Below are 18,090 nucleotides of genomic sequence, written 5' to 3' on the forward strand. Positions count from 1 at the left end.
GATTACTTCAGGATTTCTTCAATTTTAGCCAATTCTTCTGGAGAGAATGCTAGGTTTTTGAGTGCAGCTACGTTCTCTTCAATTTGAGACACACGACTTGCACCAATCAGCGCTGACGTTACTCGCTCGCCGCGGAGAACCCAAGCAAGCGACATTTGCGCCAGGCTTTGGCCACGACTGCTCGCTATCTCATTCAGTTGATTAATTTGTGCAAGTTTCTCTTCCGTAATATCTTTCGTGTTCAGGAATTGACTCTTCCCGCCCGCGCGAGAATCATTTGGCACCCCACTCACGTATTTGTTCGTCAGCAGGCCTTGTGCAAGCGGACAAAACGCGATGCTGCCTACACCAAACTCATCCAGCACGTCCTGCAGGCCATTCTCAATCCAACGATTCAGCATGCTGTAGGATGGTTGATGAATCAGCAGCGGTGTTCCCAGACCTTTCAGAATGGTTACTGCTTCTTTCGTTTGCTCTGCCGTATAATTGGATAGCCCTATGTACAACGCTTTACCTTGACGAACTATTAAATCCAGGGCAGCCATTGTCTCTTCGAATGGCGTATTCGGATCCGGTCTGTGTGAATAGAAAATATCTACATATTCCAATCCCATTCTTTTCAAACTTTGATCCAAGCTGGATACTAGATATTTCTTGGAACCCCACTCTCCATAAGGACCTTCCCACATGTGGTAACCCGCTTTGGTTGAGATGATCAGCTCATCACGATACGCGGCCAAGTCGCTTTTTAACACCTTACCAAACATTTCCTCAGCTGACCCTGGCGGCGGCCCGTAGTTATTAGCCAAATCAAAATGGGTAATCCCTAAGTCAAAAGAGCGAAGCAGCATAGCTCTTCCATTCTCATGGAGATCTAATCCACCGAAATTGTGCCACAAACCTAATGATATGGCCGGGAGCTTAAGTCCCGATTTACCTGAACGATTATATTTCATTTCTGCATAACGCGTTGAGCTTGCTTGATAGACCATTTTTGTCCTCCTCAGAGTTTTCGTAGAAAACTTACTTCGTAAGCATCCACTTATGTTTTCGTAGATAACTTATCTCGTAAGCATCTACCAAAGTTTCACCATTAAACTGGCTTCTTAAGTATTAGTATAGGTTAACCGAGGCAACAAAAAAAGAACTAAAAAAAACGTGTCTTACTTACCTCTAGGTTAGTTATGCTTTTATTTTGCCTACAATCAGAAATAAAACTGCCGAATTCCTTCGACAGTTTTTTCGAAATTATTTACATTTGCCACAACCGCAGTTACATTTACGTTTTGATTTGTGAGCCATTTTTCCTTTTGATTTCACAGTGGACTTTGCGCTTCCGCGTAATCCACCACACCGCAGACAATCCGCAATACATTGATTTCGCCCAACTACAAATAATCGATTGCACACATTACGACAGAAACGACCACAGTTAGGAGCGAGAACATTGTTGCCCAGATAAACACCTTTAGGCATACCTAAACACCACCTTTTCAATTGGTGTTATATGGTATTCCAACCAGAGAAGTATCGATTGTACGATTACCCCTATCTTTATGCTATTTGAGCAAAGTAAGCACAAGCTCCGAGCCATTCAATTCCAGCCACTCCGTTTTGTCAAACGTGTTATGAATAATATCAACGAGCACGCCTTGAGCATCCACACCATCTAAATATCTTCCTAGAAAATGAATAAATACATCCAACCTACGAAGCTCGATCAGAAGAGGCAGCAACACAATTTCTTCCTCTCCCAAATGAATCGATTGGCCATACCCCTTATAGAAGGCAGTACAATTGCGTCGCAATTCTTCTGACGGTAGGGTGGGATCGATAAGATCTGATAAACAGACCGCTAGCTCCATCACTCGAACATCTTGAGTTACGAACTCAAAATCAAGTACGGCCGTAATTTGACCCTCGTCATTAACCAGCATATTAGACCCATTGATATCACCATGAACGAGTTGATGAGGAAGCTTTCTAAGGTCAGGAATAGCCTTATAAAAAGCAGCAAATCGTCCAAATATATAGGAGAGCTCATCGCGCTGCATCCTGAATGGTTCTGATGGATGAAGACAGAACTCTTGAATCGCATCTGGTGTGCAGCGGGGATGGATATGTTCAATTTCATAATAAGGTGGGTAGACAGGTTTAAGTTCCATGGTAATCGCAGCCAGAGCAGAAGACAGCTTTCCAACAGCTTCTCCGAACTGCAGCAGTTGATGCATACTCCCCCAAGTAGGATTACAGCCATCTGTATACGTAAATAAGGCAGCCAATTTGCCTTCGCTTGCATCTAAGCGAACAACAGTCCCCCCAGTTGGGAGCTCCACTGGCACAGGTACACGAAAGGGAAGTTTATCTTTTTCTTTGTCTAGTGCCAAAAGAACACTATGTTCGAACATAATTTTGTCCATGTCACGATGAGTTTCGTACAATCGAAGAACATAGGAAGTACCTTCCACGTCTACGAACCGAGTTGTATTATTCATACCTCCCGCGCCAACACGCATGGACCATGTTTGAGCTGGAAACCAGTAAGTTGGTAGTGAGGTTAATTGCTCCTCTTGATCTTTGACACGCATAATTGCCTTCCTCAACTCCTCTTCCTAAACCTGATTGTCACCTTCTACCGCAAATTCAAAATCCTCTACGTCATATGCTTCGACTGGAATTCCTGCTTGAACCATACGTTCAATGAAATCTAACTGGTCAGTTAACAAAGCAGCCTGTTCTTTGATCGCCGTTAGAATTAATTCGGTTTCAATCGGGTCAAAATTGTCCCCATACTCCTCATTGTCAATTGCAAAAACAACCATCAAGGTGACATGCTCATTAATTGGCAAAGGTGGGCTTTTCCGCCATGGAACAGTTAACGCTTTTTCAATTTTTTTCTTATTAAAAGATTCCTCGAAGAAAGCAATCAGCTCACCAATCATTTGCTTCACGAAACCATCGTCTTCTTCCTCTAACATGATCGGCTCAGAGCCTGTCTGAAGCTCGTATAATTCCTGAATGCTGGTATAAGGTATCACATAAGTAACAGGCTGCCCAGGCAGCATTAACTGACCATGCACCGCTAGCATAACGGCTTCGATTATAAATGTTTTGCTCATCTTGTTCTCCCCTTTCTCTCTAACCTTGTAAAAGCATTATTTCGCTAAGAAGCTGAGGAATCCTCTTTTCACAACCTTCTAAACTAAACAAAACCGTCAGTTCCTATGATCGTGGTGACCACTTCGAACTAACGGTTTCGATTTCTCTTATAGGATGCCATCGATGACCTCGTGATTCTCATAAATTGGCTGATACGGCTTCTTCGAAAACCGATTGGCATAGGCCGAAGCTACATAACAATCTGGTTTAATAACAGGAACCATACCAACAGATTCCACTCTCCGCACCATTTCTTGGACGAATTTTGCAGTCCTGTTTTTATTCTCATCGTCACCAGCATCAATATGAATAAACATGTCGAAGGAAGCACCTTGATACAGATGTGGAAGAATAATGTTTTCCATATCCTGTCGCTTAGACTCATCAAAATACATGGCAATCTCTTCACTCAAAGCAGTTTCCATCGAAAGTTTTTCCTTAATCGAATGTAGGGCCCGATGAACGATGACTTGACGATAACACGCCCACGCTCCTTTTCCTAACCGCTGGATAACTACACCGGTAATGAATTTCGTATGACCTGTGTGTACCTGACAATCCGTACCAATAATAAATTTGTAGGTTGCTACGGGGTCGTGACGCATGAATTGTAGAATACGCTCGTGTACGGTATCTAGGTTAAGTCCTCTTTCCGTTGTGTTCCGAAATTCCAGTGGATGGGTCGTCGTCAAAGGTTTCAAAGATAAGGTTCTTCCTTTCTTCTTAGAATGAGGAAGAAGCGGATGCTGAAGCTGCATCCGCCCCTATCTATAGTATATGGCAAAACTCCTATGATCGAACCATCACTTATCGTAAAACACTGCCGCCGAACAAAAATCGATTTTCCCATTGCTTCCCAGCGATCGTATCTGTGCGAACTCCGCCGGATTCGACAGAATACGTATGCAGCATATTCCCATTTCCTAAATAAAGTCCAACATGCGTGATCGGCTCTGTAAGAACGTTCACGTTATCATAATCTGATTCTCTACTCCCTTTGTAGCTGCTGAAGAACATCAGATCTCCACGTTTCAAATTTGTCCACTCCTGAATTACAGGACCTAACGATTTAACATAGTTGCCTTGTGCCTGTGAATCGCTTGGTACGGAGAATCTTAGAGCATCCCAGAACATCGTTTGAATGAAATCCGAGCAATCAAAGGTCGTGGTGTCATTGCGTACCGAACCAAACTCATAAGGTGTGCCTAAGTAAACTTGGCCAGCTGCAATAACAGCTTCAATTTCTTCAGCGAGAGGTAGATTGGGTTTGATGACAGAGAAATCCGTGCTTATGTATTTACTATTTGTGCTTACATACCCGTTAGTTCCATTGGCGTCTTGAATTTGATACCAACTGTCGTTGACTTTTGCTATAACGAGGAAGTCTTCCCCTTTACTAAGCATTCGAATAATCTTGGAGCCGGGCTCGGTTGCTGGAAGTGTACGAAAGTTTACGCCATAGATGATTTCCGCATTACTAGTTATTTTTATGTATCTGCTATTCGTCGAAACATAGCCGCTTACGCCCTGCGCATCCTTGATTTTATACCAATTCGTCGTTACATAGTCTGTGACGGTAACAATTTCGTTTGTTTTCAATAAACGTATAACATTGCTTGAAGTACTAGCTTGATCTCTGAAGCTTACCCCCGAAACAATTTGAGCCTTTGTTGTTACCCCCTCTTCTGCCTGAATGGCTGCAGGGACTACAAAAGTAAGCGCTAAAACAAGCATTCCGATAACCATCGTCCATTTTCTCATCGTCTCTACCTCCATAGGTTGATATCGCTCTTGCTGCGTTTGAGTCACGTAAAACCGAACTGGCGAAATGGATTATTTGAACCTGACACCTCCTCTACATCGTAAAAAGGATGACCCGTTTGCCTCAGCTGGGTCATCCTCTTCTTGTAGATGGGTCCTATCGCATTCGGCAGCTGGCTAGCACTGTACCTTTGGCACGAGAGCCCCTAAAGCTTTGCGTCCCTAGCTTTCGCTCGGTTTGCCATTTCGTTGTGATGTTAATTTTTTCTTTCGCATCTTATTATAGTTTGAGGGGGTTCTTCACGAATATAGGCGAAAGGTTGCGATTCTTTGTCGATATCATAGTGTCTGCGTACCTATTGACGCTAAGGTTTATTTTTCCAGTTTACGGACTTCCAGTTTTCGTGTATGTGTCCAAAACACTTGTAAATTAGGATCATTTTTCAACTTCACATTGCAGAGCTTCATTTCCCCTTCCTCGAGCTCAGTCACCTGCCAAGCATCCGGCTCCATTTCCCCTATGTTGTGCAGAAAAGCAGGAAACTGCTGCTCAGCCTCTTCTAAATCCGGCCAAAATTTAACGCCATAATAGGCTAAACCGTAGTGATTGACAAGTGTGCATGTGAAAATCTGCTGCGATATTTTGTGCTGCAACACATAGGGCATTTTCATTCCTCCGATAAAAAGGCACGTTCACCACGGAGGTGAATGTGCCTTCATTTTTTATGATGACGACTTATAAATAAGCATTCTCATGCTTGGCTTTTAACATATTCCAACGACGCTCGACTTCCGTTTCGAATGATTTCAGGGAACCCTCATATTCAGGCTTCGTCATATGCTTCGTTTTCCCCATCGTCTTGAGCCAATCCGATAGTGGTATCTTCTTGCTCTTATCCTCCGGGTTATATGTGATGGATGTAACCCCGTGTTCCACTTCATAGAGCGGGAAGAAGCAGGAGTCTACCGCAGCTCCAACGATATTGGAGCCTTCCTGGTCATCCGACAGCCAGTTCAGCGGACAGGCAATGAGAATTTTTCCATATACCAATCCCTCATTTTGAGCGTACCATTGTGCTTTCGCGGCTTTCTTCACAAGATCCTGCGGATACGCTTCCGACCCCGTAAATACATACGGAATATGGGTAGCGGCCATAATTTGGGCGGTATCCTTGTGATGGAACACTTTACCACCTTGGTGCTTCCCAACGTTCGAAGTCGATGTACGATGACCCATTGGCGTCGAATAAGACAACTGCGCACCCGTATTCATGTATCCCTCGTTATCGTACTCGAGAATAATCATTTTATGATTGCGCAAAGCCGCTCCGATTGCTGGTCCCATGCCGATATCCATTCCGCCGTCACCAGTGATCATCACGAAGGTGAAATCGTCCTTCAAACCCAAATGGTCGAGCTCGCCACGTCGCTTGCGCTCCCAGAACATCTCCACAACTCCTGAGAGGGTCGCTGCGCCGTTCTGGAACAGATTATGAATATAGGTCGCTTTGTGAGCCGAATACGGATAACCCGTCGTTACAACCATCGCACAGCCTGTGTGGAAGATCGAGACAATGTCGCCTTCAATCCCTTTGAAAAACAGTTCCAAGCCGGAGAAAATACCGCAACCTGGACAAGCGCCATGCCCCGGAGCAATACGCTTCGGTTTCTTCGTCAGTGCTCGCAGTGGCGGAATACGCACATTCAGCTTGCCTGAGTTCTCATCCGGCGTTACCGTGATGAGTCCCGTCTTCAAATCCTCATACTTCATCGGCGTCAACACCCGCTTCGGCGCTTTCGAAGGATCACCTGGCGTGTGGCCGTAGTAATCGAAGGGAACTTCAACCTTGCCGCTTTGTACAGCGTCAATGGCAAATTGGAACAAACTATGCCCGTCTTCGGCATAAAAGTCCTTGCCACCTAAGCCGTAGATTCGGCTTATGACAAGCGTATCTCTGTTCCCGTGTGTGAACAGCGCCGCTTTAATTTCGTTGACCATATTGCCGCCATGACCGCCATAGGAATCCGCGCGATCGCCAACGGTGATCGCCTTCACATGCTGCAAAGCTTCAGCGATCTGCTTTGCCGGGAATGGTCGGATGATATTCGGCGCGATCGATCCGGCCTTAATACCCTTCTCACGGAGTTGATCGACGACGTCCTTAATGATTTCGGAAGCCGAATTCATCAAGAACACGGCGACTTCCGCGTCCTCCATGCGGTATAGCTCAAGAATCGGATAATCACGGCCTGTTAACTCCGCGTATTCCTGCCGAATACGATCATAAACACCTTCGGCGTTATACATGGCCATGGACTGCTGATAGCAGTTATTTATATAATCCGGCTCATTCATATAAGGACCTACGGTAATCGGATTATTACGATCCAACGTATCCGGGAAGCCCTGTGGCTTCTCTCCGACGAAAGCATGCACATCCTCACGATGTGCGAACGTTTGTACTCTACGCTTTTGGTGGGACGTGAAATAGCCGTCTGAAGCAACCAGAACCGGCAAGCGCACTTCCGGATCCTCAGCCAGCTTTAAAGCTATGATATTCATATCATAGACCGCTTGCGGGTCCCGACACATCACAATCGGCCAACCTGTATTTAAAGCATAGTATAAATCGGAGTGATCCCCATGAATATTCAGTGGTCCAGATACAGAGCGACATACCAAGTTCATTACCATGGGAAAGCGTGTCCCCGATTGTACCGGCATTTGCTCTAACATGTACAAATAACCGTTGGCGCTTGTCGCGTTAAATACGCGGCCGCCAGCAGTTGAAGCGCCATAACATATGCCAGCCGAACCATGTTCACCATCTGCTGGAATGAGCACGATATCATGTTGTCCGTTGGACTTCATAAGATCTAGAAATTGGGCAACCTCCGTAGATGGAGATATCGGAAAGTATCCCATAACATGATAATTAATTTGATGAGCCGCATATGCCGCCATCTCGTTACCTGATTCATATACAATGCGCTGTTCGACCTTGGCTTGCCCTAATTCCTTCTTGATATCAATGGACATGCGAGTAGTTCCACCCTTCTCCCATAAATACTCTCTAAGAGTTTACAGCTAGATTGAATCGATGCGGCATGCGATTTAAGTCCGCATAACCATCCTCTTCCCGCTCACTTACGAGCGCTTCGGTCGGACAAGCTTGTACACATTTAAGGCACCCTTTACAGTATTGATAGTCGATCCCCTGTAAGAACATCTGAGGCCGCCCCTTCTTGTCGGGGAGTTCATCCCAAACGAAACAGAAATCCGGACACACATTATCGCAGGAAGCACAGTGAATGCATTTATCTTCATGGAAATGCGGCATCATCCCCGCACGTGAAATGCTTAAATCTTTCAGAATGCTGTTCCCAGGATTCGTAATGACACCACCAATGGACTGCGTTTCATAGCCAAGCACTGGCGTATCGAAACGAACGAAATCGGGCATCGTCTCCCCTTCGGGAAGCGCATACGTTTGGAACTTAACTTCATTGTAACCACGGTCAAAAGTTCGTAGGGCTGGTGCTACAGCAAGCGGATATTTCTTTTCTAATGATTTACGAATAACGCCTCTCATGACATCTGGATCAAGGAAATCACACAACCGGAACAGCGCGCCAAGCATCGCCATATTCACGCGGTTCTTCTCCTCTAGCGAGATTCCAATTGCATCGATAACGGCAATGGTACCTCCCCGGAGCTTCATCTTTTCCTTCAACTCATCCGGTGTTTTTGTCGAATTTACAAGTACGGTACTATCTTCATAGATGCCACTGATAACGTTTACAGTTTTGGAAAGCGATTCGTGAAAAACACCCACAACATGCGGTCGTTCGACCGGAGAAGTATCCCGAATTCGCGTATCCATGTCACAAAACCTTATATGTGCTTTCACTGCCGATCCTTTCTTCTCTGAACCATAGGAAGAAAAGCTAACCCCGTTCAAACCCACCCCAACGACTCCCGCTTCCGCCAGCATCTTACCCGCTAGATTCGCGCCAAGCCCACCGATGGATTCCAGTCTAATCTCAAAAAACCCGAGATCGTTCAATTTAGGTAAAGTTACCATGCCAGGTCTCCTTTCAAAAATGAACTGCATAAAGAATGAATAGTATGAATAGTAAATCTACTCTCATTGTAACAAGAAATCTCTGGTAATCAACCTTTTTTTGAAGGGTCCATTCATAGTAAATAATCAATTATGAGGCCGCACCCTCCCAAATAGTAACTTTTCGGCTCTTCATTCTCGTCTTGAGCAGAATTATCTTTCTCGGCATCCTCACAATCCGCACATACGTCCACATAATCATCATCAATCGGATTAAAGACAACACCGCAAACCTGTGAGCACGCCCGCATCCTCATCTCTCCTTGTTTGACAACCAACTTAGATTGTAAACGCTTGCATCATTGTGTTCCTTTATTATACAGCGGTTTATAGGAATAACACCATAAGTCTTTATCAAATCTTTAGCATTCGAAATGGCCTTTTTCCCTTGATAAGGTCAGTTTATGTGAGATAATGTAGAAATAATAAAGATACTGTCGGACAGTGGAAAGGATGGCATTTCATTTGCTCCATTCAATCATTTCCAATGAACTACATGGTCTCTTCTACATCATGAGTGCTATATTAATCCATCTAGTTCTTACCCCTATTTTCATTTACAAAGAACATCAGCGTAGATCTCTATTTGCTCTTATTTTGATCGTACTCATCTTTTTGTACTGGAAATTTGAAGACATTGATCCCTTAATTTATTCCCTCCATTTGTTTCCGATCAGCTTGATTGCTGTGATTCTGTTTGTCGGATTTATACCAGCTTTTATTGCCTGGACCTTATTTAACATAGGCTGTATGGTCGTCCTGAATTACTATTGGCAACCCGCTCTAATAAGCAGTGCTGTTTTACTATTAGGTGGATTTCTCTTTAGAAATAGGACAAATCAACCTATACTCAAGATGAAATTCGCTTATGCAACGGGTATGCTGCTCGTGTACGTAGTATTGTATGCGCTTTTAGCGCTGAACATACGATCTCCTATAAGCTTGTATGCTGCATACACCGTAATTTTATCCTTTTTCTCTCTTTGGATGATTACATACTTACAATTTTTTGTGAAAAAGCATGAGATTCACAAACAAAGACTTGTCGCATTGGAAAAGGATCGAATGCTCGGCCAATTTGCAGCCACCATTTCTCATGAAATACGTAATCCTCTCACATCTACAAGAGGCTTTCTTCAGTTGCTGGATCAGAAAGAGCTATCCTTCAACGATCACAAACGTTATGTCGACCTTGCATTGTCAGGTGTGGATCAAGCAAATGCCCTCCTAGGTGATTACTTAAACTATGCCAAGCCGTCATCTAACTTACAGGAACAATTAGAACTCAAAGAAGAGATAGAAGCTATGCTGCGTTTCATCTCGCCATTTGCTACAGATCATCAAGTTGCTATCCATATTAGTCATGAAAATGAGGATCCCCTTTACATCCTAGGAGAATCCAAAAAGCTGCGCCAATGCTTGATGAATCTTGTTAAAAATGCGATTGAGTCCATGCCTAACGGCGGTAAGATTTCATTAAGCACCTGTAAGCTGCCTAATGCTGTTCAAATCTCTATTTCTGACACTGGCGTTGGAATGAGTAAGCAGCAATTAAATTCGCTTGGCATGCCATTCTACACGACCAAAGAACAAGGGACTGGACTTGGGCTCGTTGTGGTAATGAGTATTATCAAAATGATGAACGGGAAGATCTCCTTCTCCAGTAATTTAAACCAAGGCACCCAATGCTCCATTTTATTTCAGCAAAATTGAACACCCAGAGACCTCCATTAACATACTTGATGATCTGTGCTATTCTGTTAAGACATGCGTTCATCATGACTGGTAAGGAGGGCTTTTACTATGAATTCAGATTTCATTCCGATTAAATCACTTGAGGGCGACTTGAAAATGTCGCATAAGAAGAGGGATTTCGGTCTTACTGTCTCATCCAAAGAGTTGATCCTTCACAAACCCCACATTAATTATTATTTCAAGTTGGAACATATCATTAGCATTATTCCATACGATCATTCTGCTCTCAAAGCGGTCACCTTCGTAAACTTGCGATCAGCCAATCGGGAATTCACCCATGTAGCTCCGGGTTCTGATTACTTCCGCATTTATGTCCAAGCAGCTACCGTCCATAACCGCAGCGGGCTGTTCGAAATAGGTCCAACCGATATCATTATTCCCATCCACCCGAGTATGCTCAAAGCCATATCTGAATATATGCAGCGCATCGGTATAACTATATTTTAGAGCTCCATCACAACAAAAAAGCAAGGGTGAAAAGAAATGAATCTTTTCTCACACTTGCTTTTTTAATTTTATAAGAGATTATCTTACAGCTTTTCTTTTTCGATAATAAAGGCTAGTAAGCGTTCGCAGCTATCTTCTACCATCTCGTACACCTCTTGAAAATTACCCGTGTAATAAGGGTCTGGAACATCTTTATTAGCACGATCAGGTGAAAAATCCAGCAATTTATGAATGGCAGCTCGTTTCTCACCTTCAACTAAAACAGGAGCAAACGATGCCAGATTAGTTACATTGCTCTCATCCATCGCAATGATATATGTATATTGTACAAAGTCATCGGACCTAACTTGCCTTGCTTTTAGACCCTCATGATTAATCTGATACTGATCCAATATGTCCCTAGTTCCTTGATGTGGGGGATGTCCAATGTGCCAATCACCAGTTCCGGCAGAATCAATCGCAATTACAGCATCGAGACCCGCCTTTTTTACCTGATGACGAAAAACCGCTTCAGCCATGGGAGATCGACATATATTTCCTAAGCAAACGAATAAGACCTGGATCATACTTCACCAAATAAGAGCTTTTTTTCACGCATGGTGAGTGACCTTGCCGGAATATCCAGCACAATTTTACCTTCAGAAAGTCCCCAAATACGGGTGGCATATCTTTCAGCAAGTTCAACTTGGTGCAGTGTTGCAATGACGCTCATATTTCGATCTTTGCAAAGCGATTTTAAATCCTGCAAGATATATTCCGTTGATTTTGGGTCAAGTCCAGAAACAGGTTCATCGGCGACAAGTACCTTTGGTCCAAGTATTAGAGCTTTAGCAATAGCAACACGCTGCTGTTCACCGCCGCTTAGCTGGCCCACTTTCTTCTCACCCTTATCAAGCAACCCCACTTTTTCCAAATAATCCATGCTGTCCACATGCTCATCTCTCGAAGTCATGCCAGTCAAAATACGCAGAGGTGTTTGATAGACACGACCCATCATGACATTTTTGACAGCGCTTTTATTTCGATTTAAAGCAGGCTTTTCTTCAAGAAATGCGAAATCTCTACCTAATTTGAAGCGTTCGAATGGACCTGGCTTCGATATATCAATGGAGTTATAGATCAACTGACCGCTTGTCCATTTCTCTTGGTGACTGATACATCGCAATAAAGTGGTTTTCCCACTACCACTGCCCCCAATAACCGCAATGAATTCGCCTTCATCAACTTGAAAGCTCACTTGTGAAAGTACCTGATTGTCCGGAGGATATACTTTACTTAAATTACGAACTGTAAGCATGACAATGTCTCCTTCGAGTAAGTCTTCTTCCGTCTTTCCCATAGAAAGACTCATTTCATAAGCTGCCCTTTTGGGAAAAAATCGCCACTCATATCAAGCAGTACGCCTGAGCAGAGGACGATTTTCCAATTCCCAAAGGATGTTATCTTAATCGCAAGATGTCGGAGCTTCCGCTGTACCTGCTTCTACATTAATTTTATCCGATATCGTATCACGAATGACCGACATAACAAGCTGTAATAAATAGTTGATATCCTCTTGTGTTTGCTTGAATTCATTCACAATCGGAATCTCATCTAATTGATCCTGCAGCACTTCAATCTCATTCTCAATTTTCTCGATCATTTTAACATTTTGGAAAGTCTCAAAAGCAACGACTTCCTTCTGTTTCTTTTTGATTGCACCAATTAGCACTTGGATATCAGGATTCGTAGCGATTTGCTTCTCAGCCTTTTGATAAAACTGTACTTCATTCGAAGTCGTTAACAATTCAGCCAATTCCTTGGCTTTGGTTAAAATATCTTCGCGTACGATCATTTCCGTATTTGTAAACTCCTCTACTTTAAAAGCATGAGGTTCATTATCATTATGTTTATGTTCACATTGGGACACTTCTAAACACGCTCCTATCTATTTCAGCTTCAAATTAAATGGACATTTTCATGGGTTTGTGAACAATCTCACCCTTCAAAATCCAAGTTTGTGCATGCGTCACTTCCACTTTAACCATTTGGCCAACTAAAGACTTGTCGCCAGTAAAATGGATCAATTTATTCGTCCGCGTGCGACCAGCTAGTACATCAGCATTATTCTTGCTTTCGCCTTCAACAAGTACTTCAACAGTCTGCCCTAACAATCTCTCGTTGCTCGCTTTACTGTATTTATTTACTAATTCATTCAAGCGATATAGACGTTGTTTCTTTACTTCCATCGGTACATTGTCTTCCATATCGGCAGCAGGCGTACCTTCTCGCGGTGAATAAATAAATGTAAACGCGAAATCGAAGCCTACTTCCTCATAAAGAGACATGGTCTCATCGAATTGCTCATCCGTTTCACCTGGAAAACCAACGATAATATCTGTTGTCAGAACGACATCAGGCATCGTTTCTTTAATTTTACTGGCCAGCTGTAAATAATGATCTCTGGAATATTTTCTGCTCATTCTTTTCAGAACCTCGGTATTACCCGATTGAACTGGTAGATGTATATGCTCTACTAGATTACCGCGTTTACCTAACACTTCAATCAAGCGATCATCAAAATCTCTTGGATGCGAAGTCGTAAAGCGAATACGCGGCACATCAATTTTACGAATATCGTCCATCAAATCCGCGAATGAATACGCAATATCCTCAAAATCTTTACCATAGGCATTGACATTCTGTCCAAGCAGCGTAATTTCCTGAAACCCTTGACGAGCCAAGTCTCTAACCTCAGCAAGCACGTCTTGTGGCCGGCGACTTCTCTCTTTTCCGCGCGTATAAGGAACTATACAGTAGGTACAGAACTTATCACAGCCGAACATGATGTTCACCCAAGCACGGATTCCTTCACGTTTTTTTGGTAAATTCTCAACGATATCGCCTTCTTTAGACCATACCTCAACAACCATTTCCTTGTTATAGAAGGCATCCTTCAATAAGGTCGGAAGACGATGAATATTGTGCGTTCCGAATATCAAATCTACAAAAGCATGCTTTTGCATAATTCGATTCACGACCGCTTCTTCCTGCGACATACAACCACAAACACCAAGAACAAGGCCAGGTTTCTGTGCTTTAAGTGCCTTCAAATGGCCAAGCTCGCCGAAGACCTTGTCTTCTGCATTCTCCCGAATTGCACAAGTGTTGAGCAGAATAACATCTGCTTGGTACTTGTCCTCTGTCGTTTGATAGCCCATTTGCTCGAGTAAACCCTTCATTACTTCTGTATCATGCTCATTCATCTGACATCCGTAAGTGCGAATCAAATAATATTTATCTTTGCCGAACTCCTGCATGTCCTCAGGAATGGTGAAGTCATAGTGTACGGCGATCTCTTCTTTTCCGCGCTTCTTTGCATCTGTCAGTGAAGGAGGCTGAAAATATTGGGAATAATCCTTATCGGATTTCACTTGGTTAGCCACTTTCTTTCCTCCTAAGAGTTTTGCTGTAGTAAACTGACGCAACTTTTATTATAGCATCACATGCCTACATAGTACAAAAAGAAATTAGCATTTGTATGGAAATTTGCCTTACTAGAACTAATCTATCAGTTCAGCTAAATCGCCAGTTTTCACACCAGCAGCATTCCCCTCATCCGTATCAATATGCATGTCTAACGCATAGTTATCAGATACACGCGCAATGACATTCTCGAAGATCAAAGGTCGTGCTCCATTCACTTTGACACGTAGTAGCTGTTTATCTTGAATGCCCCATTTCTCAGCATCCGAAGTATGAAAGTGAATATGTCTAGCCGCGACAATTACGCCTCGTTCCAGATCTATCTCACCCTTTGGACCAATGACTCGAAGGCCAGGAGTGAGTTCTATGTGTCCGGACTCACGTACCGGTGGGTTAATCCCTAAAGAAAATGCATCTGTTCGTGATACTTCGATTTGTGTATTTGGACGTGCAGGTCCAAGTATACGTACTTTCTCGATCTTACCTTTGGGTCCAACAATCGTGACCGTTTCTTGAGCCGCATATTGTCCTGGTTGTGAGAGATCCTTTAACGTCGTTAATTCATATCCCTGACCAAATAAAATGTCGATATGAGCTGGAGATAGATGTATATGTCTGGCTGAAACCCCTACCGGGACTGTTTTCATAGTAACCATCCTTTTACTTTTGTGATAGTAGACAGTATTGCCGCTCAGCAAAAAAGGCATACGGATAATCTCCATATGCCCTCAAGGTGCAACTATTATTTGAATTCAGTAAGCATTTTACTGAAATCTGCTTCTGAAAGCTTAAGGTCTTGTTTCGAAAGTCCTTCTTTAGCGAAGCTTGGAATGGAATCTTCATAACTCTTTTTCTCTTTGTTTTGATAGATGATACCCGTCAACATGGAGTTTGTTTCCATGATTTTGGTCATTGCCATCACACGGTTCGTATAATCATAATCAGGAATCTCATCCAAATCTACGATGTTCTCTTTGAACCAGTCATACGTGTTTACTTTATTGAAAGTTACGCATGGGCTAAATACGTTAATCAAAGAGAAACCTTTGTGATTCAAACCAGCTTCAATAACAGCTGTTAACTGTTTCAAGTTACTGGAGAACGATTGTGCTACGAAAGAAGCACCGGCAGCCATCGCAACTTCTAATGGTGAGATCGCAGACTCAATTGTACCTGATGGTACACTTTTCGTTTTGAAACCTTCGGCACTACGTGGGGATGCTTGACCTTTCGTCAAACCGTAGATTTGGTTATCCATAACGATATACGTTACATCAATGTTACGACGAATCGCATGTACAGTATGTCCCATACCGATTGCGAAGCCGTCGCCATCACCGCCTGAAGCGATAACTGTCAAATCGCGGTTAGCCATTTTCACACCTTGTGCGATTGGCAAAGATCTACCGTGAATACCGTGGAAACCATAAGCATTGATGTAACCAGAGATACGACCGGAACAGCCGATACCAGATACGATTGCTAAGCCTTCAGGCTCTAAACCAACATTAGCTGCTGCACGCTGAATTGCCGCTTGTACGGAGAAGTCTCCGCAACCTGGACACCAGTTAGGCTTTACATTGTTACGAAAGTCTTTTAATGTTGCCATGCTAAAGTCAACTCCTTACATTTTTGTTCAATTTCTGCTGGCAAGAACGGATTGCCGTTGTATTTAAGAACGTTTTTAATTTTATCTGCATGACCAACATGCAGTTTAATTTGATCTGCTAATTGTCCAGTTGCGTTGTTTTCGACAACGATAACTGTTCTCGCTTTTTCAACAAGAGGTCTCAGCTGCTCTGCAGGGAACGGATGAATCAAACGCACTGTAGCGTGATTTGTCTTAATTCCTTCTAGTTCAACGCGGCTTCTTGCTTCATCAATTGTTCCACCAGTGGAACCCATTCCGATAATTAGAAGATCTGGATTCTCATGAGGTGCGTCGAATTTAATGGCATCTGTTACTTGAATGTGTTTCAGCTTCTCAAGACGCTTATCCATCATACGTTGACGGTTTTCAGTGCTTTCCGAAGGACGACCAGTTTGGTCATGCTCAACACCAGTAACATGATGAATACCATTTTTCACGCCAGGGATGACACGCGGTGAAACACCGTTCTCAGTGAACTCATAACGTTTGAACAATTGATTCGCTTCTGTTTCAGGAGCTTCTGTTACTAGCGCTCCGCGGTCAATCACAATACGGTTGTAATCTAGCATCTCTGCGGATTGTTTACCCAAGGAGAGTTGTAGATCCGTCATCAAAATAACCGGAACTTGATATTTCTCAGCAAGGTTGAAAGCTTCAATCGTATCATAGAAGCATTCTTCAATCGTGCTTGGGGAAAGAACGATTTTCGGGATTTCACCGTGTGTACCGTATACCATTGCGTTCAAGTCAGATTGCTCTTGTTTCGTTGGAAGACCCGTACTTGGACCACCACGCTGTGTATCTACGATAACAACAGGCGTTTCAGTCATACCAGCCAGACCAATAGCTTCCATCATCAAAGACAGACCAGGACCTGCAGAAGCTGTTAGTGCACGAGCACCTGCATAGTTAGCACCGATAGCCATTGTACATGCAGCAATTTCATCTTCCGTTTGGATAACAGTTCCACCCAATTTAGGAAGTGCTTTTTGCAAGTACTCCATAACTTCAGATGCTGGTGTAATTGGATAAGCTGGCATAAAGCGGCAACCTGCTGCAACAGCTCCAAGAGCGATGGCATCGTTACCAATCATGAACAATTTTTGGTTGCCGTCAGCTGGTTCCAATTGGAAGTCAGCAATAGGTCCACCGGCCAATTCCAGAACGGATTCTGCACCTTTACGAACAGCTTCAATATTTTTTTCTACAACAGCTGCGCCTTTACGGCCAAATTCTTCCTCAACAGCTTTATTAAACACGTCAAGCGGCAAACCGAGCAATGCCCACGAAGCGCCTGATGCGGCCATGTTCTTAAATAGGGAAGTTCCTAGTTCTTCTGCAATCGCAGTAATTGGAACTGGAAACAAACGTGCTTTAATTCCTTCAGGTAAAACGGGGTTAAACTTTGCATCTGCAACAATAACACCGTTATCACGAAGTTCGTGTGCATTAAAATCGATACTTTCTTGGTCAAAAGCGACCAGAATGTCCAAATCGTCTGAAATTGCGCGAATCGGTTTAGTGCTGATGCGAATCTTGTTATTTGTATGCCCCCCCTTAATCCGTGAAGAGAAATGACGGTACCCATACAAATAGTAACCGAGACGGTTCAATGCAGTAGAGAAAATGCGGTCTGTACTTTCGACCCCTTCACCCTGCTGACCTCCGATTTTCCAAGATAACTGACTAATCACCGTACGTCCACTCCTTTTGATTGTAGCTGCATGT

Annotated in this window: 18 protein-coding genes and 1 riboswitch; of the genes, 2 read left to right on the forward strand and 16 right to left on the reverse strand. The window is 43.3% G+C overall.

What is annotated here, in order from left to right; translation table 11 throughout:
* Window positions 1-2 precede the first annotated feature (2 nt).
* The 9 genes from mgrA to QFZ80_RS17065 all read right to left on the reverse strand — a co-directional run bounded on the left by mgrA (window position 3) and on the right by QFZ80_RS17065 (window position 9,295).
* Complete coding sequence (gene mgrA, locus QFZ80_RS17025; RefSeq protein ID WP_307560142.1) at window positions 3-992, reverse strand: L-glyceraldehyde 3-phosphate reductase; 990 nt, start codon at window positions 990-992, stop codon at window positions 3-5.
* A gap of 567 nt (window positions 993-1,559) precedes the next feature.
* Entirely contained in the window at window positions 1,560-2,588 is a 1,029-nt protein-coding gene (locus tag QFZ80_RS17030; RefSeq protein WP_307545178.1) for a phosphotransferase, read from the reverse strand.
* A gap of 24 nt (window positions 2,589-2,612) precedes the next feature.
* Entirely contained in the window at window positions 2,613-3,119 is a 507-nt protein-coding gene (locus tag QFZ80_RS17035) for an ADP-heptose synthase (protein ID WP_307545177.1), read from the reverse strand.
* A gap of 147 nt (window positions 3,120-3,266) precedes the next feature.
* Window positions 3,267-3,860 (reverse strand): ribonuclease H-like YkuK family protein, encoded by a 594-nt coding sequence (locus QFZ80_RS17040; RefSeq protein ID WP_307560144.1) that lies wholly within the window; start codon window positions 3,858-3,860, stop codon window positions 3,267-3,269.
* 106 nt (window positions 3,861-3,966) lie between these two features.
* Entirely contained in the window at window positions 3,967-4,920 is a 954-nt protein-coding gene (locus QFZ80_RS17045) for a C40 family peptidase (RefSeq protein WP_307560146.1), read from the reverse strand.
* 165 nt (window positions 4,921-5,085) lie between these two features.
* Window positions 5,086-5,173, reverse strand: a riboswitch (cyclic di-GMP riboswitch).
* Window positions 5,174-5,292: 119 nt separating this feature from the next.
* Entirely contained in the window at window positions 5,293-5,586 is a 294-nt protein-coding gene (locus QFZ80_RS17050; RefSeq protein ID WP_307545174.1) for a hypothetical protein, read from the reverse strand.
* Between the two features lie 70 nt (window positions 5,587-5,656).
* Window positions 5,657-7,960, reverse strand: coding sequence for a thiamine pyrophosphate-dependent enzyme (locus tag QFZ80_RS17055; protein ID WP_307560148.1), 2,304 nt, complete (start codon window positions 7,958-7,960; stop codon window positions 5,657-5,659).
* A 34-nt stretch (window positions 7,961-7,994) separates the two neighbouring features.
* Complete coding sequence (locus QFZ80_RS17060) at window positions 7,995-9,005, reverse strand: 2-oxoacid:acceptor oxidoreductase family protein (protein ID WP_171688207.1); 1,011 nt, start codon at window positions 9,003-9,005, stop codon at window positions 7,995-7,997.
* 113 nt (window positions 9,006-9,118) lie between these two features.
* Window positions 9,119-9,295: a hypothetical protein gene (locus QFZ80_RS17065; protein WP_307545172.1), complete on the reverse strand. Its 177-nt coding sequence runs from the start codon at window positions 9,293-9,295 to the stop codon at window positions 9,119-9,121.
* Between the two features lie 214 nt (window positions 9,296-9,509).
* Here QFZ80_RS17065 and QFZ80_RS17070 point away from each other — a divergent pair, with 214 nt between their 5' ends.
* Complete coding sequence (locus QFZ80_RS17070; protein ID WP_307545171.1) at window positions 9,510-10,757, forward strand: sensor histidine kinase; 1,248 nt, start codon at window positions 9,510-9,512, stop codon at window positions 10,755-10,757.
* A 90-nt stretch (window positions 10,758-10,847) separates the two neighbouring features.
* The gene (locus QFZ80_RS17075; RefSeq protein WP_307545170.1) at window positions 10,848-11,246 is read left to right on the forward strand and encodes a hypothetical protein; all 399 of its coding nucleotides are present in this window, start codon (window positions 10,848-10,850) and stop codon (window positions 11,244-11,246) included.
* An 83-nt stretch (window positions 11,247-11,329) separates the two neighbouring features.
* On the opposite strand, the gene QFZ80_RS17080 is transcribed toward QFZ80_RS17075, so the two are convergent.
* From QFZ80_RS17080 to QFZ80_RS17110, 7 genes are all read right to left on the reverse strand, one after another.
* Window positions 11,330-11,812 (reverse strand): low molecular weight protein-tyrosine-phosphatase, encoded by a 483-nt coding sequence (locus QFZ80_RS17080; RefSeq protein ID WP_307560151.1) that lies wholly within the window; start codon window positions 11,810-11,812, stop codon window positions 11,330-11,332.
* Window positions 11,809-12,585, reverse strand: a complete 777-nt coding sequence (locus QFZ80_RS17085; RefSeq protein ID WP_307560153.1) for a phosphonate ABC transporter ATP-binding protein — start codon at window positions 12,583-12,585, stop codon at window positions 11,809-11,811. Before QFZ80_RS17085 ends, QFZ80_RS17080 begins: the two co-directional genes overlap by 4 nt.
* Window positions 12,586-12,690: 105 nt before the next feature.
* On the reverse strand, window positions 12,691-13,080 hold the full coding sequence (locus tag QFZ80_RS17090) for a YlbF/YmcA family competence regulator (protein ID WP_307555434.1): 390 nt from the start codon (window positions 13,078-13,080) through the stop codon (window positions 12,691-12,693).
* Window positions 13,081-13,189: 109 nt separating this feature from the next.
* Window positions 13,190-14,659 carry a tRNA (N6-isopentenyl adenosine(37)-C2)-methylthiotransferase MiaB gene (gene miaB, locus QFZ80_RS17095; RefSeq protein ID WP_373460411.1) on the reverse strand — a complete coding sequence of 490 codons (1,470 nt, stop codon included), beginning with the start codon at window positions 14,657-14,659 and terminating at the stop codon, window positions 13,190-13,192.
* 129 nt (window positions 14,660-14,788) lie between these two features.
* Entirely contained in the window at window positions 14,789-15,358 is a 570-nt protein-coding gene (pduL, locus tag QFZ80_RS17100) for a phosphate propanoyltransferase (RefSeq protein WP_307560158.1), read from the reverse strand.
* Window positions 15,359-15,453: 95 nt separating this feature from the next.
* The gene (locus QFZ80_RS17105) at window positions 15,454-16,320 is read right to left on the reverse strand and encodes a 2-oxoacid:ferredoxin oxidoreductase subunit beta (protein ID WP_057301495.1); all 867 of its coding nucleotides are present in this window, start codon (window positions 16,318-16,320) and stop codon (window positions 15,454-15,456) included.
* On the reverse strand, window positions 16,308-18,056 hold the full coding sequence (locus tag QFZ80_RS17110) for a 2-oxoacid:acceptor oxidoreductase subunit alpha (RefSeq protein ID WP_307545166.1): 1,749 nt from the start codon (window positions 18,054-18,056) through the stop codon (window positions 16,308-16,310). The genes QFZ80_RS17105 and QFZ80_RS17110 overlap by 13 nt, the downstream gene beginning before the upstream one ends.
* Window positions 18,057-18,090: the final 34 nt, after the last annotated feature.

Source organism: Paenibacillus sp. V4I7 (genome assembly GCF_030817275.1).
Taxonomy (GTDB): domain Bacteria; phylum Bacillota; class Bacilli; order Paenibacillales; family NBRC-103111; genus Paenibacillus_E.

What these genes read in the sequence shown, in the direction of transcription:
- mgrA (WP_307560142.1), bottom strand. Translation starts at nt 992, where the DNA reads ATGGTCTATCAAGCAAGCTCAACGCGTTATGCAGAAATGAAATATAAT.
- QFZ80_RS17030 (WP_307545178.1), bottom strand. Translation starts at nt 2,588, where the DNA reads ATGCGTGTCAAAGATCAAGAGGAGCAATTAACCTCACTACCAACTTAC.
- QFZ80_RS17035 (WP_307545177.1), bottom strand. Translation starts at nt 3,119, where the DNA reads ATGAGCAAAACATTTATAATCGAAGCCGTTATGCTAGCGGTGCATGGT.
- QFZ80_RS17045 (WP_307560146.1), bottom strand. Translation starts at nt 4,920, where the DNA reads ATGAGAAAATGGACGATGGTTATCGGAATGCTTGTTTTAGCGCTTACT.
- QFZ80_RS17050 (WP_307545174.1), bottom strand. Translation starts at nt 5,586, where the DNA reads ATGCCCTATGTGTTGCAGCACAAAATATCGCAGCAGATTTTCACATGC.
- QFZ80_RS17055 (WP_307560148.1), bottom strand. Translation starts at nt 7,960, where the DNA reads ATGTCCATTGATATCAAGAAGGAATTAGGGCAAGCCAAGGTCGAACAG.
- QFZ80_RS17060 (WP_171688207.1), bottom strand. Translation starts at nt 9,005, where the DNA reads ATGGTAACTTTACCTAAATTGAACGATCTCGGGTTTTTTGAGATTAGA.
- QFZ80_RS17065 (WP_307545172.1), bottom strand. Translation starts at nt 9,295, where the DNA reads ATGCGGGCGTGCTCACAGGTTTGCGGTGTTGTCTTTAATCCGATTGAT.
- QFZ80_RS17075 (WP_307545170.1), top strand. Translation starts at nt 10,848, where the DNA reads ATGAATTCAGATTTCATTCCGATTAAATCACTTGAGGGCGACTTGAAA.
- QFZ80_RS17080 (WP_307560151.1), bottom strand. Translation starts at nt 11,812, where the DNA reads ATGATCCAGGTCTTATTCGTTTGCTTAGGAAATATATGTCGATCTCCC.
- QFZ80_RS17085 (WP_307560153.1), bottom strand. Translation starts at nt 12,585, where the DNA reads ATGGGAAAGACGGAAGAAGACTTACTCGAAGGAGACATTGTCATGCTT.
- QFZ80_RS17090 (WP_307555434.1), bottom strand. Translation starts at nt 13,080, where the DNA reads ATGATCGTACGCGAAGATATTTTAACCAAAGCCAAGGAATTGGCTGAA.
- pduL (WP_307560158.1), bottom strand. Translation starts at nt 15,358, where the DNA reads ATGAAAACAGTCCCGGTAGGGGTTTCAGCCAGACATATACATCTATCT.
- QFZ80_RS17105 (WP_057301495.1), bottom strand. Translation starts at nt 16,320, where the DNA reads ATGGCAACATTAAAAGACTTTCGTAACAATGTAAAGCCTAACTGGTGT.